Below are 23,551 nucleotides of genomic sequence, written 5' to 3' on the forward strand. Positions count from 1 at the left end.
TGAAAGGCCTTGATGACTGTCGTTCCCCTGCCGCTAGTGCAGAACCATCCCGGAGACACCCTGATCCACGGAGCCGACGGCGGGTCCGTTGTCCGCCGGTCCGTGCTCCCTGGCGGCGTGCGTGTACTGACGGAGGCCATGCCGGGCCAGCGTTCCGCGACCATCGGGTTCTGGGTGGGGGTAGGGTCCCGGGACGAAGCCCACGGACAGCACGGATCCACGCATTTCCTGGAACATCTGCTGTTCAAGGGGACCAGACGGCGCACCGCGCTGGAAATTGCGTCCGCCTTCGATGAGGTTGGCGGAGAATCCAATGCGGCCACGGCCAAGGAAAGCACCTGCTACTTTGCCCGCGTCCTGGATACCGACCTCCCGATGGCCATCGATGTCATCGCGGACATGATTACCGGCGCCGTTCTGGACCCCCAGGAGATGGAGCAGGAACGGGACGTCATCCTGGAGGAAATCGCGATGGACAGCGATGATCCCACGGACGTCGCCCATGAGCACTTCGTCGCGGCGGTGCTGGGAACGCACCCGTTGGGACGCCCCATCGGCGGAACCCCCGAGGCCATCCGGGCGGTGGCCCGCGATTCCGTCTGGGACCACTACCGCCGGTACTACCGTCCGGACGAGCTGGTCATCACCGCCGCCGGCGGGCTTGACCACGACGTCGTCTGCGGACTTGTGGTGGACGCGCTCCACCAGGCGGGCTGGGCGCTGGAACCCGGTACGGCTCCCGTGGAGCGGCGTTCCACCGAGCGGGCCGACATCACCGGCACGGCCGGGCTGCACGTGGTCAAACGGCCGGTGGAGCAGGCCAACATCATCATGGGCTGTCCCACGATCGTGGCTACGGACGGGCGCCGCTACGTCATGAGCGTGCTCAATGCCGTCCTGGGCGGCGGCATGTCCTCGCGGCTGTTCCAGGAGGTCCGGGAAAAGCGCGGCCTGGTGTACTCCACGTACTCCTTTGCTTCGTCCTATGCCGATGCAGGCTACTTCGGCATGTATGCGGGGTGCACACCGTCGAAGGTCCGCCAGGTCGTTGAGCTGCTGGGTGCAGAACTGGACAAGCTGGCTGAGCACGGCATTTCCGGCGAGGAACTCAAGAAGGCCGTGGGCCAGCTCTGCGGCGGGATTGTGCTGGCGCTCGAGGACACCGGATCGCGGATGTCGAGGCTGGGCCGGGCCGAGCTGGTCTCCGGCGAATACCAGGACATCGAGGAGACCCTCCGGCAGATCAAGAACGTCACCGTGGAGCAGGTGCGGGAGCTCGCACAGGAGCTGGCGGCAGCGCCGCGGACGGTGACGGTCGTGGGTCCTTTCGAGGAAGACGAAACGTTCGGCCTCTGAGCCGGACTTTCCAACGCTGTCCAAAGCTGGACATCCCACCGTAGCGGCGTGATGATGAAGCCGGGGCCACACTGGAGGAGCAATGGACCGTCTGCACCCGGGGACTGCGCAGGAAGAGCTGCATGCTTTCCTCGGGCATTGGACGGGAACCACCAGCATCGAGGCTACGCCGCGCCGGTCCGCCAGAACGGCGGCTGCTGAACTGACCTTCACCACCGCCGCCGGCGGGTATGCCGTGCTGCAAAGCTACCGTCACACCGAAAATGACGGGATCCGTTTCGAGCGGCATGGGATGTTCACCATGGACCCTGACCACCCGGACACCGTCTGGTATCACGTGGACAGCGTGGGACTGCCGCGGGAAGCGCCCACGCGGTGCAGCTGGCACTGCGGAGTCCTAACCGTGGAACGGCGCAACGGCCGGGATACGTCCCGGCACACCTTCCGGGTAGACGACGGCGTGCTGACGCACACCTCCGAGGTCCGCCTTGCCGGCGCCACCGCTTTCGCTCCGTTCATGACCTCCGTCTGCCGCCGCACCTGAGAGCGCGCGAACGGACACCTGAGGCCCCGCCGGGCGGCACTCGGAACCCCGGGACTGCCTAGCCGCCGGCAAACGGCGGAAGCACGTCGACGACGTCGTCCGGCTTCAGCGCCGCTGCACGGTTCCGCACCGCCACTTCGTTGAGCAGGAAGCTGCTCCGGGACAGCAGGCGTGCCAGCGGCGGAGTTCCGGCCGGGGGCTCCGGGCGCTCGACGGCGAGGATCGCCTCCAGGAGCGAGTCGACAGTGGCGCCGGCGGGGAGCTCATAGCGCTCCTCGTCGACGCCGGCGGCAGCGCGCGCGGCAGCGAAATATCGTACGTTCACAGGTGGTTCAGCCTCCGATGGCGCTCATGCTGCGGTCCGGCTGGACGAAGTCCGGAGCGTCCAAACCGACGTGGTCCATGCCGTGGGCCTTGGGCTTGATCCACATGGCGTCCTGCCAGCGCTCGGCGAGCTGCTGGTCCGTGGCGCCCTCACGCAGCAGCCCCAGGAGATCAAATTCCTCGCGGGAGAACAGGCAGCTCATGATCTTGCCCTCGGCCGTGATGCGGGTGCGGCGGCAATCGGAGCAGAACGGCTCGGTGACGGAGGCGATGATCCCCACCGTTCCCAGCACGGGGCCGGCGGCCCCGGCCGTGCCGGGTACACGGGACCGGACTTCGAAGCGTTCGGCGGGGGCGCCGTCACGGTCCCTCGGATCGGCGCTGAGCACATAGTCGACGGACAGGAGTTCGCGGATTTCGGCCGCGGTGATCATGTTGCGGCGGGTCCACCCGTGGTCGGCGTCGAGCGGCATCTGTTCGATGAAGCGGAGTTCGTACCCCCGGTCCAGCGCCCAGGCGAGCAGTGACGGGGACTCGGCGTCGTTGATTCCGCGCATCAGGACGGCGTTGAGTTTCACGGGGCCCAGGCCCGCGGCCCAGGCGGCGTCCACCCCGGCCAGGACCTTGTCCAGGAACGGCCGGCGCGTCAGCTTGGTGAATGTCTCCTCGTGCAGGGAATCCAGTGAGACGTTGATCCGGGAGAGCCCGGCGGCTTTGAGCCCGGCCGCCTTCTTGTCCAGGCCGACGGCGTTCGTGGTCATGGAGATCGGCAGGTCGGGGTGGGCCCGGCGCAGGGCAGAGATGATGTCGAGCAGGTCGGCCCGGACAAGGGGCTCCCCGCCGGTGAGGCGCAGTTCGCGCACCCCCAGCATGTCAACGCCGATCCGCACGATCCGGACGATTTCCTCAGCGGACATCACGGCCTGCTTGGCCAGCCATTCAAGGCCCTCGGCGGGCATGCAGTAGGTGCAGCGCAGATTGCATTTGTCGGTCAGGGAGAGGCGCATGTCCGTGGCGCGGCGTCCGTAACGGTCCATCAGGCCCGCGGGCATGCCCGCCGGCCGCGGCGGTACTCCCGGACCGGAACCGGCACCGTCCCTGGGCTGTGGCATACCAAGCTGAACACTCATAAATTCAGGCTACGCCACCTTTGGTCCAACCATCACGCCTATGACAGCTGCGAACCTATGCTGGAGGGGTGAACAAGTCCCAGCCGGCGCCGCCCCAGGCCGCTGCCGCAGGCGTTGTGTCGGTGGCCGCGGGGGTGGTCGCCGGCGAACTCGCCGCAGCCTTCGTGAGCCCGGCGCTGTCGCCCATGACAGGGGTCGGCGGTGCGGTGATCGATGCTGTTCCGCCGGCCGTCAAGGACTGGGCCGTCGCCGTGTTCGGAACTGCTGACAAAGTGGCGCTGCTCATCGGCATGGGCCTGGTTATAGCTGCCATGGCCGGGCTTGCCGGTGTCGTGGAATGGCGGCGCCGCTTTGCCGGGGCTGCGGTCATTGCAGTTTTCGGCGTGGTGGGCCTGGTGGCGGTCCTGGGCCGGGCCCAGGTGACCGGTAATGCTGTGGTGCTGCCGCTGCTGGCCGCCGGAACCGCGATCCTGATGCTGCACTGGCTCATGTCGCGCCTCCGGGACTGGAAGACGACTGGCACGGTGGCGGAGCGGTCCGCCCCGGAGCGGCCAGTACCTGAGCGGCCGCCGGCCGCCGCGGCAGGCCGCCGCCGGTTCCTGCAGGCATTGGGCGGGGGCGCCGTCGTCGCAGCCGCCGGGGGAATGCTTGCCGCAGCACTGCGCGGAGCCGCTGCCGGCGTCACTGAGTTCCGGAGCAGCCTGGCCCTGCCGTCCGCTGCTTCGCTGGCTCCGCCGCTTCCGGCCGGTGCTGAGCTGGACCTTGGCGGCATCAGTCCGCTGGTAACGCCCAACCGGGACTTCTACCGGATCGATACCGCGCTCACGGTGCCGGCCGTCGATCCGGAAACCTGGGTCCTTAAGGTCACGGGCATGGTGGACCGGGACATCGAGCTGGATTTCGCCAGCCTGCTTTCCAAACCCATGACTGAACGCCACGTGACCATCGCCTGCGTCTCCAACGAAGTGGGCGGGGACCTGATCGGTAATGCGCTGTGGCTGGGCTGGCCCGTCCGGGAGCTGCTGGCGATGGCCGGGCCACAGAGCGGAGCGGACATGGTGTTGTCCCGGAGCACGGACGGCTGGACGGCCGGCACGCCGCTGGAGGTCCTCACTGATGACCGGGATGCCCTGCTTGCCATCGGGATGAACGGCGAGCCGCTGCCACTGGAGCACGGCTTCCCGGTGCGGCTAGTCGTCCCCGGCCTGTACGGCTACGTATCCGCCACCAAGTGGCTCACAGAACTGAAAGTGACCAGGTTCGCGGACGACGCCGGATACTGGACGCCCCGCGGCTGGAGCGAGCGCGGACCCATCAAGATGTCGTCGCGCATCGACGTGCCGCGCGCCGGGCGTCCCGTGCGTGCCGGAACGGTGGCATTCGGCGGCGTCGCGTGGGCCCAGCACACCGGAATCGGCAAAGTGGAACTGCGCGTCAACCGTGGAGACTGGCAGGCCGCGGAACTTGCTCCCGGTATTTCCCGGGACACCTGGTACCAGTGGCAACTGCCGCTGGCATTGACGCCCGGGCAGTACGAAATCCAGGTCCGCGCCACGGACCTGAACGGTGCGCCGCAGATCGAAGACCGTGCCCGGGTGGCGCCTGACGGCGCCACCGGATTCCACACCATTAGAGTTGACGTGACGCCGTAGCGGGGCGCACGTCGCATAGGAAGACCGCAGCAGGCGGAACGCCGCAATGAGCCCGACAGCAATGCCCGGACCGAGGTAAGGAACGCATGCACAGCACCGACGACAGGCATCACGCCCGCACTGTGGAGGACCACCGCGACGCCGTGCGGCAGCTGCTGGCGGGCCTCAACGGTCCCGGCCGTACCGAACAGCTCCCGCTGCTGGCGGCCCTGGGACGAGGGCTGGCCGGGGATATCCCCGCTCCCGTGGACCTGCCGCCGTTCGCGAATTCCCAAATGGACGGCTTTGCCGTGCGCAGCAGCGACATATCCGACGGCGGGACGCTCCTTGCGGTGGCGGCGCCGATCCCGGCCGGGGCCACCGCGGCCGTGCTTGAACCGGGCACGGCAGCCCCGATCATGACCGGAGCCATGATGCCCCCGGGAGCCGACGCCGTCGTGCCTATTGAAAGGGCCGTTCCCGATTCCTTCCCGGACCCCGGAACGGCAGCCACCGTCCGGCTGCCGGCAACACAGCCAGGCACCTATGTCCGCAACGCAGGCAGCGATATCTGCTCGGGGGAGCTGGCACTGGCCGGCGGAACCTTCCTGGGCCCGGGCCAGCTGGGGCTCCTGGCGGCCCTGGGCATCACCCAGGTCAGGGTGCACCGAAGGCTGAAAGTTCTGCTCGCCACCACGGGGGACGAAGTGGTGGAGCCCGGTAACCCGCTGGAACCCGGAAAGATCTACGACTCCAACGGCACGCTACTCGAATCAGCCATGAGCCAGGCCGGGGTGGACGTCCTTCGGGCAGCCATCTCGACAGACAACCCCGATGAACTTACGGCGATGTTGCGGGAGCACGCCCCGCACGTAGACCTGATCGTCACCACGGGCGGCGTCAGCAAGGGCGCCTACGAAGTGGTCCGGCAGGCTGCAGCCGGGCAGGACGTTGAATTCCTGCATGTGGCCATGCAGCCCGGCGGTCCCCAGGGGATCGGGCGGTTCGACGGCGTTCCGTTTGTTGGTTTTCCGGGTAACCCGGTCAGCTGCCTGGTTTCCTTCGAGATGTTCCTGCGGCCGGCGCTCAGTTCGCTGTTCGGGGCACCGGCGCCGCGGCCGGCCATCCGGGCCAGGCTGGCGGAGCCGGTGGAATCACCCGAGGGCAAGCACCAGCTCCGGCGCGGCAGGCTCCTTCCGGACGGCACGGTCCGGCTGGAGGGGGGAGCGGGCTCGCATCTCGTTCACGCCCTGGCCAGTTCCAACGCCCTGATCCATGTCCCGGTGGGGACATCTGCGCTCTCCGCGGGCGCAGAAGTGGAAGTATGGACGCTGTGAATAATGAAGAAACTGCTGCCGGCCTGACGCATCTGCGCCGGGACGGGACAGCCCAGATGGTTGATGTTTCCGGCAAGGCCGAAACTACGCGGGAGGCTACAGCCACCGCCACGGTCCGCACCACCGCGGAAGTGCTCGCCCTCCTGGGCGCGGGGGACCTGCCGAAGGGCGATGCCCTGGCCGTTGCCCGCGTGGCCGGAATCATGGCGGCAAAGAAGACCCCCGAGCTCATCCCGTTGTGCCACCCGTTGCCCATCTCCAAAGTCACCGTCGACTTCGAACTGGGCCGGGACTCCGTCGCGGTGCTGGCGACCGTCAAGACCCGCGGCGTCACGGGCGTCGAAATGGAAGCGCTCACCGCCGCCTCGGTGGCGGCGCTGAGCGTGTACGACATGATCAAAGCAGTGGACAAGCACGCCGTGTTGACCGACATCAGGGTGCTGGCCAAAAGCGGCGGCAAGAGCGGGGACTGGACAGCATGAACAGCTTTGGACAGCAGCCCGAACCGCACCGCCACGGAGAGGCCACCGGCCGGAAGGCCGGCGTCGTCATTGCCTCCAACCGGGCCGCAGCGGGCATCTACCGCGACGAAACCGGTCCGGTGATCACCGACTGGCTGACGGAGCACGGCTTCGAAACGTTCCCGGCCATGGTGGTGCCCGATGGCGAACCCGTGGGCGCAGCGCTGCGCGCCCTGCTGACGCAGCATCCCGCCGTGATCATCACCAGCGGCGGAACCGGGCTGAGCCCCGATGACCTGACCCCGGAGATGACGGTCCCCCTGCTGGACCGCGAGATTCCCGGGATCATGGAGGGCATCAGGCAGGCCGGCCTCGCGAAGACGCCCATGGCAATGCTAAGCCGCGGACACGCCGGCGCGGCCGGACGGACCTTCATAGTTAACCTTCCCGGATCACCCAAAGGCGTTATGGACGGCCTGAGCGTGCTTGATCCGGTGATCAGCCACCTTTGCGACCAATTGGAAGGCAGCCATGAGCACTGAAACCGGATTTGAGATAGTGAATGCCGTGCTGAGCGCGGAGCCCATCTCCGTGGCGCAGGCCATCGCCGCTGTGGAATCGGACACGGCGGGCGCCGTCGTCAGCTTCAGCGGCGTAGTCAGGAACCACGACGGCGGCAAGCCGGTTGAGCGGCTCAGTTACAGTGCGCATCCCACGGCCCACCAGGTGATGGCCGACGTCGTCGCCCGGCTCGTCGCCGAACATGCGGGCGACGGCGGCGAAACAGTGCGGATCTGGGCCGCGCACCGGGTGGGCATGCTGGAAATCGGCGACCCCGCCCTGGTGTGCGCCGTGTCCGCCTCTCACCGCGGCCAGGCGTTCGAGGTGTGCTCGGAGCTTGTTGACCGGATCAAGGCGGAGGTGCCCATCTGGAAGGAACAGTTCTTCAGCGACGGGACCGTTGAATGGGTCGGGGCCGGGGCGTAAGGAAGTCCGGGGCCGGAGCCTAGTAACCTCCCGTCCCGGTTCAACCCGGCGGCCGGCCCGACGGTAGGGTTAAGTCCATGACCGAACAACTTGCCGTCGCCGTCCTGGGCGCGAACGGGCGCATGGGCGCCGAGGCCGTGAAAGCCGTGGAAGCGGCCCCCGACATGAAGCTTGTAGCGGCCCTTGGACGCGGTGATTCCCTGGATGAACTGGTCACCGCCGGCGCCCGCGTTGTGGTGGACCTGACGGTTCCGGAAAGCACCGAAGCGAACGTCCGTTTCGCCGTCGAACACGGCATGCACGCCGTCGTCGGCACCACCGGCTGGGATGCCGGCAGGCTCGGCGAACTTGAGGAACTGCTAGGCCGGAGCGCCGGCGTGGGCGTGCTCATTGCCCCGAACTTCGCGCTCGGTTCCGTGCTGGCGTCGGCCTTTGCCGCCAAGGCCGCCAAATACTTCGAATCGGTGGAAGTTATCGAGCTGCACCACCCGGACAAGGTTGACGCACCGTCCGGCACCGCGGTCCGCACTGCACAGCTGATCGCAGCCGAACGCGCCGCCGCCGGCATCGGCGCCAGCCCGGACGCCACCACCAGCGAACTTGCCGGTGCCCGTGGCTGCGAAGTGGACGGCATCCGCGTCCACAGCGTGCGCCTCCGCGGCCTGGTGGCCCACCAGGAAGTCCTCCTTGGTGGCCCGGGGGAACAGCTGACCCTACGCCACGACTCCTTCGACCGTGCCTCTTTCATGCCGGGCGTGCTGCTGGGAGTGCGGAACGTTGCCGGCCACCCCGGGCTGACCGTGGGCCTGGACGGCTACCTGGACCTCGGAGTCTGACGGCAATGGGCAACGTCCTCGCCGGCCTGAAGAAGAACCGCACCAAGATCTGGGTCGGCGCGGTAACGCTCCTGCTGGTCTTCTACCTGGTGGTGTCCTTCCAGCGCTCCGTGCTGCTCATCACCGACCCCAACCCTGTGGCGAAGGCCATTGGCGCCGCCTACCTGATCCTGCCCGTGATCGGCGCCTGGGCGCTGGTCCGCGAACTGATGTTTGGTGCCCGGACGGAGCAGATGGCCAAGGTCCTCGAAGCGGAAGGCGGCCTGCCTGTCGACAACCTGCAGCGCACCCCCGCCGGAAGGATCGTGCGGGAATCCGCGGACGCCGAGTTTGAAAAGTACCGGACAGAAGCAGAATCAGCGCCGGAGGACTGGCGCTCGTGGTTCCGGCTCAGCTGCGCCTACGATGCCGCAGGAGACCGCAAGCGCGCCCGGGCCTCCATGCGTGATGCCGTGAAGCTGTTCCGCGGGGGCGGCAGCCCCGCCTAGCGGACGCCCGACCGCTGGTAGCGGCCCACCTCGCTGGCTGCGTGGGCCACCCACTCCAGCGGCCCCCGCCAGCTGAGCACCGCGACCGACCCTCCGATGAGCACCGCGGTCAGCGCCTGGGCCGCATACACGCCTTCCTCAGTCCACCCGGCCGGCAGCGGCTGCAGGTACATGGCGGCCACCAGGCAAACATGCGCCGTGTACAGGCTGAGGGTCATGGCACCTGCACCCCGCAGCGGCAGCAACAGGTCCAGGGCGAGCCATTCGCCCAGCCTCCCCAGCAGCAGGCAGGCACCCACCACGGCGGCGGCCACGGCGGATGTATGGAGCAGGTCCAGCGTGGTGCCCGAGTGCGGCGCGCTGCTCGCAAGCCACCACCACGAGCCGGACTGATCGATCCCCGCAAGATTCACCTGCAGGAGGCTGTCCAGTGGGTAACGGGGGTCCGCCAGCCGGGCCTGCAGCGCTTCCTTGCCGCCCCACGCATCCATCGCCAGCACGCCCAGCCATTTGGCCAGCACGGCCACCACGGTTCCGCCGGCCAGCAGCAGCACCTGGATGGTTGCCTTCGCCAGTGCCAGCCGCCCGATCAGCAGCCCGATCAGCAGGTAGCTCAGCCACTGCAGGACGGGGTAGTAGCCGGTCAGGAAGATATCCCCGAGCAGGCGCCCTGGCGTGGCGAGGTCGTCCCAGTTGGGGTTGTGGCCCAGCTTGAGCGCCGGGGAAGGTGCCAGGAGCCACGGCCGCAGCAGGTAGGCCAGGACCGGCGAACCCACCACCCAGCCGGCAGCCAGCGCACAGAGCGGTTTGATGCCGAGCCCGATGAACGGAAGGACGCACAGGAACAACACGGCATAGTGGACCAGGATCACCGCGACGTTCACTTCCAGGCCGCCCAGGAAAAGTCCGACGACGGCGATCACCAGGGCGCGGAGCGCTATTCCCCGGCGTGCGCCGCTCAGTTCCTGGCCTTGCAGCGGACGCTGCTTGCCGGTGGACAGGGCCAGTCCGATCCCGGCCAGGACGGCAAAAAGTGCAGCCGCCCGTCCCGAGAAGGTCAGGCCGATCCAGGTGGGCGTCAACTGTGCGTCGGCTTCGAAGGTGGGAAGCAGGTGCGTGGCCATCATGCCGAGCAGCGCCAGTCCCCGGGCCGCGTCGATTCCGGTGAGTCTCGTCGTCTTAGTGGTGCCTGGGGCGGTCCGCGATGGTGAAGCAGTGCCACGGGAGGTCATGAGCCGATGGTCTCATATCCGGCTGGAAGCCCTTGTATTCGAATATATGTTCGAATAGCATCGTTCCATGAATAATGCACCAGAACGTGGAACTGCTGCTTCGGGGCCCCTTCGGGCGATGAGCCCCGGCGTGGTCGATTTCCTCTTCAGGCAACTTGTGGCCGGAGAGCCCGCAGAGGACATCCAGTGGAGCAGTGAGGGTGTGGCCCTCTCGGCCCAGCCTCCGGGCGCGGAACTGGCGCGCAGGCTCTCCGAATGCGACCTTGAAGCCCTCACGCCCACGGAACTCTTTGACTACGTCCGCGCCGCCCAGCGGCTGGCCGCCTGGGCGGAGTCGCTCCGCCAGGACGCTGTGGGCCGTTACTGCGGCACCGGCCGCCCGGAACCGTCCAGCAGTCCAAAAAAGTGACGGCCTCCGGCGCGAATTTGACGATGATCACGCCGCCGCCATTGTCCTAACAAGCCGGGGACAAGGTAACGTTTTTCCTATGGCTGACACTTCCGCGAATATCCCTGCTTTCGGTACCCTCCTGACCGCAATGGTCACGCCGTTTTTCGAAGACGGCAAAGTGGACTACCAGCAGGCGGCAGAACTGGCTGTCAAGCTTGTCGACGACGGCTGCGACGGCCTCGTCGTCACCGGAACCACGGGAGAAACGTCCACCCTCACCGACGAGGAGAACGTGGGCATGTTCCGTGCGGTCAAGGAAGCTGTCGGCGGCCGCGCCGCGATCATCGCCGGCACCGGAACGAACGACACCGCACACTCCGTGCACCTTTCCAAGCAGGCAGCCGAGGTCGGCGTCGACGGACTGCTGCTCGTCACGCCGTACTACAACAAGCCCAGCCAGGCCGGTGTCCGCGCCCACTTTGAGACGATCGCCTCCGCCACCGACGTTCCCGTGATGCTCTACGACATCCCCGGCCGTTCCTCAATCCAGATTGCTCCGGAGACGATGATCCGCCTCTCCGAGCACCCGAACATCGTTGCGGTCAAAGATGCCAAGGCCGATTTCGCCGCCGCCACCCGCGTCATGGCGAACACCGACCTTCTTTTTTACTCCGGGGACGACGGACTGACCCTGCAGTGGATGGCGCTGGGCGCCGTCGGGCTCGTGGGCGTCACCACGCACGTTGCCACTCGCCGGTTCCGCGAGCTCATCGACGCCGTCAACGCGAACGACCTCGGCACCGCCCGGAAGATCAATTTTGAACTTGAACCTGTTGTCCGGGCCACGATGACCCGCGTGCAGGGTGCCGTTGCGGCCAAGCAGATTCTTAAATGGCAGGGAGTCCTGCCCAACTCGGTTGTCCGTTTGCCCCTCGTGGAGCCGGACGAAGCTGAGATCGCAATCATCCGCGAGGATTTGGCGGAAGCAGGAATGGTCTTTTCCTGATCGGCAAAGACCTCTCCTGCTTTCGCCCGGAAAGTAGTGCACTATGACCCAAACCGCCCTTCCCGGCCTTGTTACGCCGCCAAAACTGCCCAAGGACACCCTGCGGATCGTTCCGCTCGGTGGCCTCGGGGAGATCGGCCGCAACATGACCGTTTTCGAAATCGACGGCAAGCTGCTCATCGTTGACTGCGGCGTCCTCTTCCCGGAGGAGACCCAGCCCGGCGTCGACCTGATCCTGCCTGATTTCTCCTACATCGAGAACCGCCTCAATGACATCGTCGCCGTCGTCCTGACGCACGGCCACGAGGACCACATCGGTGCCGTTCCGTACCTGCTGCGCCTGCGCGCCGACATTCCCCTGATTGGTTCCCAGCTGACGCTGGCCCTGATCGAGGCGAAGCTGCAGGAACACCGGATCAAGCCGATCACCCAGATTGTCACCGAGGGACAGGTGCAGAAGTTCGGCCCGTTCGAATGCGAATTCGTGGCCGTCAACCACTCGATCCCTGACGCCCTGGCCGTGTTCCTCCGTACTTCCGGCGGCACCGTGCTGCACACCGGCGACTTCAAAATGGACCAGTTGCCCCTGGACGGCCGCATCACCGACCTCCGCCACTTCGCCAAGCTGGGCGAAGAAGGCGTGGACCTGTTCATGTCGGACTCCACCAACGCCGACGTGCCGGGCTTCACCACCGCCGAGAAGGAAATCGGTCCCACCCTTGACCGCCTCTTCGGCCAGGCCACGAAGCGCCTGATCGTCGCGTCCTTCTCATCGCACGTGCACCGCGTTCAGCAGGTCCTGGACGCCGCGGCCAACCACAACCGCAAGGTTGCCTTCGTGGGCCGCTCGATGGTCCGCAACATGGCCATCGCCGAGAAGCTCGGCTACCTCGACGTACCCCCGGGCATCCTTGTCGACATCAAAAACATTGACAACCTCCCGGACAACCGTGTGGTGCTGATGTCCACCGGTTCCCAGGGCGAGCCGATGGCAGCCTTGTCCCGCATGGCCAATGGCGACCACCGCGTCGTCGTCGGCCAGGGCGACACCGTCATTCTCGCCTCCAGCCTGATCCCCGGCAACGAGAACGCCGTCTTCCGCATCATCAACGGCCTGCTCAAGCTCGGCGCCGATGTCATCCACAAGGGCAACGCAAAGGTCCACGTGTCCGGCCACGCGGCGGCCGGGGAACTGCTGTACTGCTACAACATCCTCGAACCGCTGAACGCCATGCCGGTCCACGGCGAGACACGGCACCTGATTGCCAACGGCAAAATCGCCCTCGAGTCCGGCGTGCCGGATGAGAGCATCCTGCTGGCGGACAACGGCACCGTGATCGACCTCCGGGACCACCAGGCCGACGTCGTGGGCCAGGTCGAAGTGGGCTTTGTCTACGTTGACGGCTCCAGCGTCGGTGAAGTCACCGAAGCTGACCTGAAGGACCGCCAGACCCTCGGCGATGAAGGCTTCATCTCGATCATCACCGTGATCCACCGCGCCACCGGCAAGGTGGTCTCCGGACCGGAAATCCACGCCCGCGGCGTGGCTGAAGACGATTCCGTCTTCGACGAAATCATTCCGAAGATCAACGCTGCGCTGGAAGAGGCCGTTCTCAACCACACGGACCACACCACGCACCAGCTGCAGCAGGTTGTCCGCCGCGTCGTCGGCACATGGGTGAACCGCAAGCTCCGCCGCAAGCCCATGATCATTCCGGTGGTGCTGGAAGCATAAAGCGCCCGGGATGGTTGACGGGGCCCTCCCCGCCGGAAAGTGTGCCTTCGGGCCGCAGTCCGCGGGGGAGGGCCTCGTCATTTAAACCCCTTGGAGCCCGCCCCCACAACGCGCGACACCCGCCGCTCTGTCCGCAACATGCATCGTGGAACGCCCCGGAAATCCGCGGTTTTTGGCTGGGCTTCGGGTACCGTGGCGGGTATGGCGACACGTACCTCCTCCGCGCCTAGAGGCAACTCAAGCGGCAAATCAGGCAGCTCAGCGGGCAGGAGCTCCGGCTCCGCTGCGTCCAAATCCACCCGGGCCGGAGGAACGTCAGGCACAGCACGCACGCGTCAGATGGCCGCCGTCGAACCCCGGCAGCCCTGGCTCGTGCGTATGGCGGCAGGCGCGTGGCTGGGAATCGGGCACGTCGTCGGCGGCGGTGTCCGCCGGATCGGCCATGACGTCAGCGACCTCGCGCCCGAGGACCGCCGTGACGGCGCCGCACTCTTCAACCTCGCCCTGGGCGTGTTCGTTGCCACCTTCGCCTGGTGGGGCTTCAAGGGGTGGTTTCCGGACACCGTGTTCGCGATCGTCAACGGCACGTTCGGCTGGATGTCCCTGCTGCTGCCGCTGATGCTGTTCGTCTGCGCCTTCCGGCTGTTCCGCCAGCCTTCGGACGGACGGGGCAACAACAGGATCGGCATCGGTTTCCTCATCATGACCTTTGCCGGCTGCGGCCTGGCTCACGTCATTGGCGGCCAGCCCACAGTCACGGACGGCTTCGACGGACTGCGCCAGGCGGGCGGAATGCTCGGCTTCCTGGCCGCGTCGCCGCTGGCAGCCCTGCACACCGCGGTGCCCGTGGCCGTCTACGGCCTGCTCGCCTTCACCTCCCTCCTGATCGTGACCGCCACCCCCTTCGGCGCGATCCCACGCCGGATCAGGGATGCCTATGAGCACCTCATGGGCATCGACCTGCAGGAACCCGGCGACGGCCACGACCGCAGCTACCTCTACGAAAACTCCGCCCCGGCAGCGCCCAAAAAGAAGAGGCGCGGCCGGCTGTTCGGCAAAGACCAGGAAAATGATCCCCGCCTCGAAGGGTATGTGGGCGACGAAGCTTTCGAACATGCCGTCATCGACGACGACGAAGCCGCCGACAGCGCCAACGGCCCCAAGGCAGGCGGCAAAAGCCCCCGCCCGGCACCGGGCGTGCGCCGGCCCACCCAGGCCGAAATCGCCGTCGAGAAGATCAAGGCGGCCCAGGGGCTGGGCACCAGGGGGCCGGAGGCAAACGGCGAGAACGCCACCGAGGCCATCCCGCTGGTGACCCCCGGGATGGTGGCTGCCGGATCGCTCAACCCCGCAGCTGCGGCCGGAGCCGGTGCTGCTGCCGCTGCGTCAGCCGCGCAGGTTCCTTCGCGCCCGGTGGCCCCCGCGCCGCCGCCCACGCCGATTCCGCAGCGTACGGAGCAGCTGTCGCTGGCAGGCGACGTCACGTACACCCTGCCGTCGTCGGACGTGCTGACCCCGGGATCCATCCCGAAGGAGCGCACCGAGGCCAACGACGCCATTGTGGCCTCCCTGACGGAGACGCTGACCCAGTTCAACGTCGACGCCCAGGTGACCGGCTTCAGCCGCGGCCCCACCGTTACGCGTTACGAAATCGAGCTCTCGCCGGGCACCAAGGTGGAACGCGTCACCGCCCTGTCAAAAAACATCTCCTACGCCGTCGCCTCCAGCGACGTCCGCATCCTCAGCCCCATCCCCGGCAAGTCCGCCATCGGCATCGAGATCCCGAACACGGACCGCGAGACGGTCTCCCTCGGCGACGTTCTCCGCAGCCAGAACGCCCGGCGCACCGACCACCCGATGGTGATGGGCGTCGGCAAGGACGTCGAGGGCGGCTACGTCGTGGCGAACCTCGCCAAGATGCCCCACCTGCTCGTGGCAGGTGCCACCGGCGCCGGTAAGTCGTCCTTCGTGAACTCCATGATCACCTCGATCCTTATGCGCGCCACGCCGGACGAGGTGCGGATGGTCATGGTGGACCCCAAGCGTGTGGAACTCACGGCGTACGAGGGCGTCCCGCACCTGATCACGCCCATCATCACCAACCCGAAGAAGGCCGCCGAAGCCCTCCAGTGGGTGGTCCGTGAGATGGACGCCCGCTACGACGACCTCGCCAACTACGGCTTCAAGCACATCGATGACTTCAACAAGGCCGTCCGCGCCGGCAAGGTCCACCCGCCGGTCGATTCCAAGCGTGTGATCCGCCCCTACCCGTACCTCCTGGTCATCGTGGACGAACTTGCCGACCTCATGATGGTGGCTCCGCGGGACGTCGAAGATTCCATCGTCCGCATCACCCAGCTGGCCCGTGCCGCCGGCATCCACCTGGTTCTGGCCACCCAGCGGCCGTCGGTGGACGTCGTGACCGGCCTGATCAAGGCCAACGTCCCGTCCCGCATGGCGTTCGCCACCTCCTCCGTCACCGACTCCCGCGTGGTCCTGGACCAGCCCGGCGCGGAAAAGCTCATCGGCCAGGGTGACGCGCTCTTCCTGCCCATGGGTGCCTCCAAGGCGATGCGTGTGCAGGGCGCCTGGGTCACGGAATCCGAGATCCACAAAGTCGTCGAGCACGTCAAGGGCCAGCTCAAGGCTGTCTACCGCGATGACGTTGCCCCCGAGGCGGAGAAGAAGCAGATCGACGACGACATCGGGGACGACCTCGAAGTCCTGCTCCAGGCCACCGAACTCGTGGTCACCACCCAGTTCGGCTCCACGTCAATGCTGCAGCGGAAGCTGCGCGTCGGCTTCGCGAAGGCCGGCCGTCTCATGGACCTGCTCGAATCCAGGGGAGTGGTGGGCCCCTCCGAGGGCTCCAAGGCCCGCGACGTGCTGGTGAAGCCCGATGACCTTGCGGCAGTCCTCGCCGCCATGAAGGGCCAGGAGGCCCCGGCAGCGCCGGATTCCCAGACCGCGGCGCTGAGCGACAACGCCAACGCAAACATCGCCCAGGGCGGTTACGCCGAGGACCTCGTGGCAGCGGACCTGGACAACCGGACCCAGAACGTCGAGTACTACGACGGCGCCGACGGCAACTCCGGCGACGACGAAGACGGCTCCGAGGACGCCTGGTCGCTCACTGGACGGTAGCCTAGGAGAGTGACTAGCACTGAAGCCAACAGCTCAGGCTCCGCCTCCGGGATCTGGAACCTTCCGAACATCCTGACGATGCTGCGGATTGTCCTGGTGCCGTTCTTCGTCTGGTTCCTGATCGCGGACGCGCCGGGGCTGGATGCCCGGAACGGTCTCTGGCGGTGGGCCGCGGCCCTCACGTTCGCGGTGGCCATCTACACGGACAAACTCGACGGCGACATCGCCCGCAGCAGGGGACTGATCACCGACTTCGGGAAGATCGCCGATCCGATCGCGGACAAACTGCTTACGGGCTCCGCGCTCGTGATGCTGTCCCTCCTGAACGAACTGCCGTGGTGGATCACTATCCTGATCCTGGCCCGCGAATGGGGTATTACGGCACTGCGGTTCTTCGTGATCCGATACGGAGTCATCCCTGCGTCCCGGGGCGGCAAGCTGAAGACTGTGGTTCAGACGGTCGCGATCCTGCTGTACGTGGTCCCGCTCGCCTCCCTGGCCCCGTGGCTGGGTGTGGTGTCCTTCCTGGTGATGCTGGCCGCCGTCGCAATCACCGTGTGGACCGGTGGACAATATGTCGTAGAAGCGCTGAAGCTGCGGGCCAATGGCAGGCGCGCAGCCAGCCGGCCCGTCCAGGGAGAGCTGCCATGAGCAATCTGCACCGCATCGCTGAACAGGCCGTCACCGTCGCCATCTCGCGGAGCCTGACGGTGGCCACCGCCGAATCGCTGACTGCCGGCATGGTGGCCGCGGTACTCGCAGACACCCCCGGCGCCTCGGGCATGCTCCAAGGCGGGGTGGTTTCCTACCAGAATTCCGTCAAGGCAGGCGTCCTGGGCGTCCCGCAGGAGCTGCTCGACGCCGTCGGATCCGTTGAGGGAGCCGTTGCGGAAGCGATGGCAGAGGGCGCCCGGCGGGTCTGCGGGGCGGACGTCGGGGTGTCCACCACCGGCGTTGCCGGTCCGGAACCGCACGGCGGGAAAGCCGTGGGAACGGTCTTCGTCGGTGTCGCCACCGCGGAGGGCACGACGTCGTTCGGTTATGTTTTCGAGGGGAATCGCGCCGACATCCGCGGCCAGGCATGCGCGGCTGCTTTGGAGCGGCTGCTTGAGGCCCTATCTTCCGGGGCTTACCCGGCGTAAAGTTGCCGGGAACAAAATTTGATTCCTAATAGTTGTTACATTGTGTCGCTTCCGAATGATGGTGGCGCCTAGGATGAATAAACAATTATGGTTCGCCGGATGAAGGCGGACCTTAACGTACGAGGGAGCAAGGCGATACAGATGGTAAAGCAGCCCGTATCCGTGAACGGCGTTGTCCGCTGGAAGGATGTGGGCCTCGCCGATCAGGCAAAGAGCGAACAGAAGGAGCGCAAGATGGTAGTACTTCGTCACGAAATCGGTGATGTTCTGCGCGACGTTCGCCAGCGTCAGGGCCGAACCCTCCGCGAAGTCTCACACAGTGCCCGGGTTTCCCTGGGGTATCTCAGTGAAGTGGAGCGCGGCCAGAAGGAAGCCTCTTCGGAGCTTCTGTCTTCGATCTGCTCGGCCCTGGACGTCCCGCTGTCCAGCATGCTCCGCGAAGTCAGCGACCGCGTTGCCGTCGCTGAAGGTGTTGCTGTTCCGGACACCGTTCCGCAGGAATTCTCGCAGCGTTACGGCCGCGACCTTGACCGCGAACTCAATACTGAACTGTCTGACGAACTGGCCAAGGGACTGCTCTCGGGCGCCCGCTGACCCGCATACTGCTCAGAACCTGGACCTTAGTCCCTGACACGAAGGCTGCCGGCTGTGCCGGCGGCCTTCGTTGTTTATATCCGCGGCGGCTATTTCGGCTCGTCCTTCGGGAAGCCGTCCCGTTCATAGGTTGCGTTGAGCTTGGCCATGTAAGCGGCGAGCGTCTGCAGTTCCTCCACCGGCCATTCCCCCAGCCGCTCGCGGAATACCTCGCGCCGGGCATCCTGCACCTGGTGCATCTTCTCTTCGCCCTTGGGCGTCAGTCGGATGGTCTGGGCGCGGCCGTCCAGGGGGTCAGCTTCCTTGGAAACCAGGCCGATGCTCTCCAGGAACGCGATCTGGCGGCTGACCGAGGGCTTGCCGACACCGATGCACGAAGCGAGTTCGGTGAGCCTGATGGGACCCTCGCGGCGGATAACAGTGAGAAGGCCGTAGGCCGCCGGCTCCATATCCGGGTGGACCTGCCGGGACAGCTGCTGGGAGATGGAGCGGCCCCGGCGCCAGAACAGGCTGATCTGGTGCTCCACGGTTCGCAGGGCATCATCGACGCTGTTTTCGGTGGACCCGGAAGCATCGGGTTCCACGGCTGGGTTGCTCATGGCAACCATTCTATTGGCCGCAGGCGTGAGAGACTTTATCCGTGCGAATCAGCGACTTCTGGCGGCTCATGGACGATGAGTTCGGGGCGGGATACTCCCGTGTCCTCAGCAGTTCCCTGGTACTGGCGGGTGTCGGAGGCCGGACTGCCGACCAGGCGCTGGCGGCCGGGATCCCCCCGCGCCAGGTCTGGCTGGCGATGTGCGACGTCCAGGACGTCCCGGCTGACCGCCGGCTCGGCAGGGACATCAAGCCGTCCCGGAACTGAGGTCACCGGCCTGACACGCCGCAGGATTGTTCGAATATCTGTTCGGGTCGGGCTATGCTTTTTTCAGACCGTTGTCCACATACGCAATGTCATCCGGCAATAATGTCGGTCGGTGCCGTTAGCGTCGGTGATGACAGATAAAGGGCCGCTCAGGCCACTCCACAGCGAGAAAACTAGAGGTGTGAACCATGGCGGCAGCCCCGGATCGTCAGAAGGCGCTCGACGCAGCGCTGGCCCAGATCGACAAGCAGTTCGGCAAAGGCTCCGTCATGCGGCTGGGCGATGAAGTACGAGCTCCCATCGAAGTGATCCCCACCGGCTCCATTGCCTTGGACGTTGCCCTTGGAATTGGCGGCCTGCCGCGCGGCCGTGTGGTGGAGATCTACGGCCCGGAATCGTCAGGTAAGACCACCGTCGCCCTGCATGCCGTGGCGAATGCCCAGCGCCAGGGCGGCATTGCCGCCTTCATCGACGCCGAGCACGCCCTCGATCCGGAATACGCCGCGAAGCTGGGTGTCGATACCGACGCGCTGCTGGTATCCCAGCCGGACACCGGTGAGCAGGCCCTGGAGATCATGGACATGCTGATCGGCTCGGGCTCCCTCGATGTCATCGTCATCGACTCCGTGGCAGCCCTGGTGCCCCGCGCGGAAATCGAAGGTGACATGGGCGACAGCCACGTCGGCCTGCAGGCACGCCTGATGAGCCAGGCGCTCCGTAAAATCACCGGACGCTTGAGCCAGACCAAGACCACCGCCATCTTCATCAACCAGCTGCGCGAGAAGATCGGTGTATTCTTCGGATCGCCCGAGACCACCACCGGCGGTAAGGCACTGAAGTTCTACGCCTCCATCCGCATCGACGTCCGCCGCATCCAGACGCTGAAGGAAGGCGCCGATTCGGTGGGCAACCGCACCAAGGCGAAAATCGTCAAGAACAAGATGGCTCCGCCTTTCAAAATCGCCGAGTTCGACATCATTTACGGCCAGGGCATCTCCCGCGAGGGCGGCATCATCGACATGGGCGTTGAGCACGGCCTGATCAAGAAGTCCGGTTCATGGTTCACCTACGACGGCGACCAGCTGGGCCAGGGCATGGAAAACTCCCGGCGCTTCCTCCGGGACAACCCGGAGCTTGCCGCGGAACTGGAGCGCCTCATCAAGGAGAAGCTGGGCGTTGGCGTCAAGCCGGCCGCGGCCGAAACTGAAGAGTCGCCGAAGCTCAAGGCCGTTGACGGTTTCTAGGGGAACCCGGCGGGGCGGTCCGGATCCGGAGGCTGAACAGGATGCCGAGCCGGATCCGGCCGCGGTGGCTCGGGCCATCGTGCTGCGGCAGCTGACCAGCTCGCCCAAGAGCAGGCTGCAACTGTCCCGCAAGCTTGCCGAACGCAACGTTCCGGAGGATGTGGCGGAGGCCGTCCTCGACCGTTTCGAGGACGTCCGGCTCGTTGATGACGCGGAGTTTGCGGATATGTGGGTCCGGAGCAGGTCCCAGACCCGGAAGCTCGCGAAGGGGGCGTTGCGGCGCGAGCTGGCTGACAAAGGTATTGACGCCGACATCGCGGCACGCGCCCTGGAGCAGCTCAGCGACGACGCCGAAGAGTCCGCTGCGCGGGAACTCGTCAAACGCAAACTGAAGGGCGGGGTTAACCTCGCGGACCGGGCTGAGCGGGACAAGGTGACGCGTCGGCTGGCGTCGATGCTGGCGCGGAAGGGATACCAGCCTTCACAGGCCTTCCGGATCGTAGGGGAGGTCCTCGAGTCCGCGGCGGCGGACCCGGACGGTGAGCGGGCGGCCACGGAATTCCTGTGAACCGGTACCCTTAACAGGTGAGTTTGACCATTCCCTCCCCAGCGTCCGGCACCAGCACGTCCGCCAGCATCGATGCAGCACCGGCGGCGGCCCCGCCGCGCACCTATCAGGTGCGCACCTTCGGCTGCCAGATGAACGTGCACGACTCAGAACGGATGGCCGGCATGCTGGAAGGCGCCGGTTATGTTCCCGCGTCCGGCGACCACGCGGATGTGGTGGTGTTCAACACGTGCGCGGTCCGGGAAAACGCTGATAACAAGCTCTACGGCAATCTCGGGATGCTGGCGCCGGTCAAGGCTGCGAACCCGGGCATGCAGATCGCGGTGGGCGGTTGCCTGGCCCAGAAGGACCGGGAAACGATCCTGAAGAAGGCCCCGTGGGTTGATGCTGTGTTTGGTACCCACAACGTCGGTGCCCTGCCCGCGCTGTTGGACCGCGCCCGGCACAACAATGAAGCCCAGCTCGAGATCCTTGAGTCACTGGACGTTTTCCCGTCCACGCTTCCCACAAAGCGGGACTCGGTCTACTCGGGCTGGGTGTCCATTTCCGTGGGGTGCAACAACACCTGCACGTTCTGCATCGTGCCTGCGCTGCGAGGCAAGGAAAAGGACCGCCGCCCGGGCGACATCCTCGCCGAGATCCAGGCGCTGGTGGATGACGGTGCGATCGAAGTCACGCTCCTGGGCCAGAACGTGAACTCCTACGGTGTGGAGTTCGGCGACCGCCAGGCCTTCTCCAAACTGCTCCGCGCCTGCGGCGAAATAGAAGGGCTCGAACGCGTCAGGTTCACCAGCCCGCACCCCGCTGCGTTCACTGACGACGTCATTGACGCCATGGCCGAAACCCCGAACGTCATGCCGCAGCTCCACATGCCGCTGCAGTCAGGCTCGGACAAAGTACTCAAGGACATGAAGCGGTCCTACCGTTCCACCAAGTTCCTCGGCATCCTGGACAAGGTCCGGGAACGGATTCCGCATGCAGCCATCTCCACCGACATCATTGTGGGCTTCCCCGGCGAAACCGAAGAGGACTTCCAGGCCACCCTGGACGTCGTCGAGAAATCCCGTTTTGCCACGGCCTTCACGTTCCAGTACTCCAAGCGTCCCGGCACTCCTGCAGCCGACCTGCCGGACCAGCTCCCGAAGGCCGTGGTGCAGGAGCGCTTTGAGCGGCTGACCGCCCTGCAGGACCGTATCGCGGCCGAGGAGAATGCCCGCCAGCTGGGCCGCCGCGTGGAAGTCATGGTCACCGCGCAGTCCGGCCGCAAGGCAGAAGAAACCCACCGGTTGTCCGGCCGGTCGCAGGACCAGCGGCTGGTGCACTTCTCGGTCCCTGAGGGCTCGGAGAAGCCCCGGCCCGGTGACCTCGTGACCGTCACCATCACTGAAGCCGCAGCCTTCCACCTGGTGGCCGATCCGGCGACGGCGGCAGACTACACGCTGCGCCGCTCCCGTGCCGGCGATGCCTGGGACAGGTCCCAGGCGGACTCCTGCGGTGCCCCGCTGCCCGGCAGCGGTTCCGGCACGAACGGCAGCAAGGGCGGGGTGTCCTTGGGCATGCCGGCTCTTCCCGTCCGACGCAGCTAGGCGATGGTCAACACGCCGCCTGCCGTCATCGCAGTGGTCGGCCCCACCGGGTCCGGGAAGTCGGACCTCGCAGTCGCATTGGCGCTGGAACTTGGCGGTGAAGTCATCAACGCAGACGCCATGCAGTTCTACCGCGGCATGGACATCGGGACCGCCAAGATCACTGCCGAGGAACGCAGGGGAGTCCCGCACCACCTGCTGGATACCCTCGACATCACCGAAGAAGCCAGCGTTTCGGACTTCCAGCGCGAGGCCAGGGCTGCCATCGCCGAGATCCACGGGCGCGGCAAGCGGGCCATCCTGGCCGGGGGCTCCGGCCTTTATGTCCGGGCCGCACTGGACGTGCTCGAGTTCCCGGGCACCGATCCGGCCGTCCGGCGCCGCCTGGAAGCCGAGCTCGACGACGCCGGCCTAGCCCCGCTGCGCGCCCGGCTCGAAGCGGTCGACCCTGTTTCCGCCGCCCGCCTGGGCGACGCCCGCAGGGTTGTCCGTGCCCTGGAGGTCTTCGAGCTGACGGGGCGTCCTTTCAGTTCCTTCATGCCGGTGCGGGAGTACTTCCAGCCAGCGGTACAGATCGGACTCGACGTCGACAGGGAAATCCTGAAGGACAGGCTGGCGCGCCGTGTCCACGGCATGGTGGCCAACGGACTGCAGGCTGAAGTGCAGCGGTTGGACGCTGCAGGGCTGCGGAACGGCAAAACCGCAGCGCGAGCACTGGGCTACTCCCAGTTCCTGAAGGTTCTCGACGGTGAGTGGGATGCAGGCCAGGCCACGGAAGACACGATTGTGGCCACGCGGAAATTTGCCCGCAGGCAGCTCACCTGGTTCAGGGCGGATCCCCGCATCGCCTGGCTCGACTGGCAGGACCCGGACCTGGCGGCCAAGGCGGCAGCCATCTGCCGCTGAGCCGCGCCCCGGTGTGCCTGCGGGTGTCCTGCCCGCCCCGCCGG

General features: G+C 66.5%; 25 protein-coding genes. 21 read left to right on the forward strand and 4 right to left on the reverse strand.

The window, feature by feature from the left end; translation table 11 throughout:
- Positions 1-12: 12 nt before the first annotated feature.
- Both Q8Z05_RS14960 and Q8Z05_RS14965 read left to right on the forward strand, forming a co-directional pair.
- Positions 13-1,356, forward strand: a complete 1,344-nt coding sequence (locus Q8Z05_RS14960) for a M16 family metallopeptidase (protein WP_305940394.1) — start codon at positions 13-15, stop codon at positions 1,354-1,356.
- An 82-nt stretch (positions 1,357-1,438) separates the two neighbouring features.
- Positions 1,439-1,900, forward strand: coding sequence for a DUF1579 domain-containing protein (locus tag Q8Z05_RS14965; RefSeq protein ID WP_305940395.1), 462 nt, complete (start codon positions 1,439-1,441; stop codon positions 1,898-1,900).
- 58 nt (positions 1,901-1,958) lie between these two features.
- Here the strand turns inward: Q8Z05_RS14965 and Q8Z05_RS14970 are convergent, their stop codons facing one another.
- Both Q8Z05_RS14970 and moaA read right to left on the reverse strand, forming a co-directional pair.
- Entirely contained in the window at positions 1,959-2,225 is a 267-nt protein-coding gene (locus Q8Z05_RS14970; protein ID WP_305940396.1) for a MoaD/ThiS family protein, read from the reverse strand.
- A 7-nt stretch (positions 2,226-2,232) separates the two neighbouring features.
- Positions 2,233-3,354: a GTP 3',8-cyclase MoaA gene (gene moaA / locus Q8Z05_RS14975; RefSeq protein ID WP_305940397.1), complete on the reverse strand. Its 1,122-nt coding sequence runs from the start codon at positions 3,352-3,354 to the stop codon at positions 2,233-2,235.
- 68 nt (positions 3,355-3,422) lie between these two features.
- Between moaA and Q8Z05_RS14980 the strand changes: the two genes are divergently transcribed.
- The 7 genes from Q8Z05_RS14980 to Q8Z05_RS15010 all read left to right on the forward strand — a co-directional run bounded on the left by Q8Z05_RS14980 (position 3,423) and on the right by Q8Z05_RS15010 (position 9,094).
- The gene (locus tag Q8Z05_RS14980) at positions 3,423-5,006 is read left to right on the forward strand and encodes a molybdopterin-dependent oxidoreductase (protein WP_371745863.1); all 1,584 of its coding nucleotides are present in this window, start codon (positions 3,423-3,425) and stop codon (positions 5,004-5,006) included.
- Between the two features lie 86 nt (positions 5,007-5,092).
- On the forward strand, positions 5,093-6,322 hold the full coding sequence (locus Q8Z05_RS14985; RefSeq protein WP_305940398.1) for a molybdopterin molybdotransferase MoeA: 1,230 nt from the start codon (positions 5,093-5,095) through the stop codon (positions 6,320-6,322).
- Positions 6,310-6,804, forward strand: a complete 495-nt coding sequence (gene moaC / locus Q8Z05_RS14990; RefSeq protein WP_305940399.1) for a cyclic pyranopterin monophosphate synthase MoaC — start codon at positions 6,310-6,312, stop codon at positions 6,802-6,804. The genes Q8Z05_RS14985 and moaC overlap by 13 nt, the downstream gene beginning before the upstream one ends.
- The gene (locus Q8Z05_RS14995) at positions 6,801-7,325 is read left to right on the forward strand and encodes a MogA/MoaB family molybdenum cofactor biosynthesis protein (RefSeq protein WP_305940400.1); all 525 of its coding nucleotides are present in this window, start codon (positions 6,801-6,803) and stop codon (positions 7,323-7,325) included. Before moaC ends, Q8Z05_RS14995 begins: the two co-directional genes overlap by 4 nt.
- Positions 7,315-7,770 (forward strand): molybdenum cofactor biosynthesis protein MoaE, encoded by a 456-nt coding sequence (locus Q8Z05_RS15000; protein ID WP_305940401.1) that lies wholly within the window; start codon positions 7,315-7,317, stop codon positions 7,768-7,770. Before Q8Z05_RS14995 ends, Q8Z05_RS15000 begins: the two co-directional genes overlap by 11 nt.
- 77 nt (positions 7,771-7,847) lie before the next feature.
- Positions 7,848-8,606 (forward strand): 4-hydroxy-tetrahydrodipicolinate reductase, encoded by a 759-nt coding sequence (dapB, locus tag Q8Z05_RS15005; protein ID WP_305940402.1) that lies wholly within the window; start codon positions 7,848-7,850, stop codon positions 8,604-8,606.
- A gap of 5 nt (positions 8,607-8,611) precedes the next feature.
- Positions 8,612-9,094, forward strand: a complete 483-nt coding sequence (locus Q8Z05_RS15010) for a hypothetical protein (protein WP_305940403.1) — start codon at positions 8,612-8,614, stop codon at positions 9,092-9,094.
- Here the strand turns inward: Q8Z05_RS15010 and Q8Z05_RS15015 are convergent.
- The gene (locus Q8Z05_RS15015; RefSeq protein WP_305940404.1) at positions 9,091-10,326 is read right to left on the reverse strand and encodes a heparan-alpha-glucosaminide N-acetyltransferase domain-containing protein; all 1,236 of its coding nucleotides are present in this window, start codon (positions 10,324-10,326) and stop codon (positions 9,091-9,093) included. The genes Q8Z05_RS15010 and Q8Z05_RS15015 overlap by 4 nt on opposite strands.
- Positions 10,327-10,393: 67 nt before the next feature.
- Between Q8Z05_RS15015 and Q8Z05_RS15020 the strand changes: the two genes are divergently transcribed.
- The 7 genes from Q8Z05_RS15020 to Q8Z05_RS15050 all read left to right on the forward strand — a co-directional run bounded on the left by Q8Z05_RS15020 (position 10,394) and on the right by Q8Z05_RS15050 (position 18,338).
- Entirely contained in the window at positions 10,394-10,735 is a 342-nt protein-coding gene (locus Q8Z05_RS15020; protein WP_305940405.1) for a hypothetical protein, read from the forward strand.
- Between the two features lie 79 nt (positions 10,736-10,814).
- A complete protein-coding gene (gene dapA, locus Q8Z05_RS15025; protein ID WP_305940406.1) occupies positions 10,815-11,723 on the forward strand; it encodes a 4-hydroxy-tetrahydrodipicolinate synthase in 909 nt (302 codons plus the stop codon).
- A gap of 43 nt (positions 11,724-11,766) precedes the next feature.
- Positions 11,767-13,458, forward strand: a complete 1,692-nt coding sequence (locus Q8Z05_RS15030) for a ribonuclease J (RefSeq protein WP_305940407.1) — start codon at positions 11,767-11,769, stop codon at positions 13,456-13,458.
- 201 nt (positions 13,459-13,659) lie between these two features.
- Positions 13,660-16,602 (forward strand): FtsK/SpoIIIE family DNA translocase, encoded by a 2,943-nt coding sequence (locus Q8Z05_RS15035; protein WP_305940408.1) that lies wholly within the window; start codon positions 13,660-13,662, stop codon positions 16,600-16,602.
- A 9-nt stretch (positions 16,603-16,611) separates the two neighbouring features.
- The gene (pgsA, locus tag Q8Z05_RS15040; protein ID WP_305940409.1) at positions 16,612-17,253 is read left to right on the forward strand and encodes a CDP-diacylglycerol--glycerol-3-phosphate 3-phosphatidyltransferase; all 642 of its coding nucleotides are present in this window, start codon (positions 16,612-16,614) and stop codon (positions 17,251-17,253) included.
- Positions 17,250-17,744: a CinA family protein gene (locus tag Q8Z05_RS15045; RefSeq protein WP_305940410.1), complete on the forward strand. Its 495-nt coding sequence runs from the start codon at positions 17,250-17,252 to the stop codon at positions 17,742-17,744. Before pgsA ends, Q8Z05_RS15045 begins: the two co-directional genes overlap by 4 nt.
- Positions 17,745-17,885: 141 nt before the next feature.
- Entirely contained in the window at positions 17,886-18,338 is a 453-nt protein-coding gene (locus Q8Z05_RS15050; RefSeq protein ID WP_078026444.1) for a helix-turn-helix domain-containing protein, read from the forward strand.
- Positions 18,339-18,427: 89 nt separating this feature from the next.
- Here Q8Z05_RS15050 and Q8Z05_RS15055 read toward each other — a convergent pair whose 3' ends face one another.
- Positions 18,428-18,937 (reverse strand): MarR family winged helix-turn-helix transcriptional regulator, encoded by a 510-nt coding sequence (locus Q8Z05_RS15055; protein WP_305940411.1) that lies wholly within the window; start codon positions 18,935-18,937, stop codon positions 18,428-18,430.
- 41 nt (positions 18,938-18,978) lie between these two features.
- Between Q8Z05_RS15055 and Q8Z05_RS15060 the strand changes: the two genes are divergently transcribed.
- The 5 genes from Q8Z05_RS15060 (at position 18,979) to miaA (ending at position 23,507) form a co-directional block, all read left to right on the forward strand.
- A complete protein-coding gene (locus tag Q8Z05_RS15060; protein ID WP_305940412.1) occupies positions 18,979-19,203 on the forward strand; it encodes a DUF3046 domain-containing protein in 225 nt (74 codons plus the stop codon).
- 188 nt (positions 19,204-19,391) lie between these two features.
- Entirely contained in the window at positions 19,392-20,447 is a 1,056-nt protein-coding gene (gene recA, locus Q8Z05_RS15065; protein WP_043480159.1) for a recombinase RecA, read from the forward strand.
- A gap of 64 nt (positions 20,448-20,511) precedes the next feature.
- On the forward strand, positions 20,512-21,015 hold the full coding sequence (locus Q8Z05_RS15070; protein WP_305943584.1) for a regulatory protein RecX: 504 nt from the start codon (positions 20,512-20,514) through the stop codon (positions 21,013-21,015).
- A gap of 17 nt (positions 21,016-21,032) precedes the next feature.
- Positions 21,033-22,601 carry a tRNA (N6-isopentenyl adenosine(37)-C2)-methylthiotransferase MiaB gene (miaB, locus tag Q8Z05_RS15075; RefSeq protein WP_305940413.1) on the forward strand — a complete coding sequence of 523 codons (1,569 nt, stop codon included), beginning with the start codon at positions 21,033-21,035 and terminating at the stop codon, positions 22,599-22,601.
- A 3-nt stretch (positions 22,602-22,604) separates the two neighbouring features.
- On the forward strand, positions 22,605-23,507 hold the full coding sequence (gene miaA / locus Q8Z05_RS15080) for a tRNA (adenosine(37)-N6)-dimethylallyltransferase MiaA (RefSeq protein ID WP_305940414.1): 903 nt from the start codon (positions 22,605-22,607) through the stop codon (positions 23,505-23,507).
- The last annotated feature ends 44 nt before the right edge of the window (positions 23,508-23,551 follow it).

Source organism: Arthrobacter oryzae (assembly GCF_030718995.1).
Taxonomy (GTDB): domain Bacteria; phylum Actinomycetota; class Actinomycetes; order Actinomycetales; family Micrococcaceae; genus Arthrobacter; species Arthrobacter oryzae_C.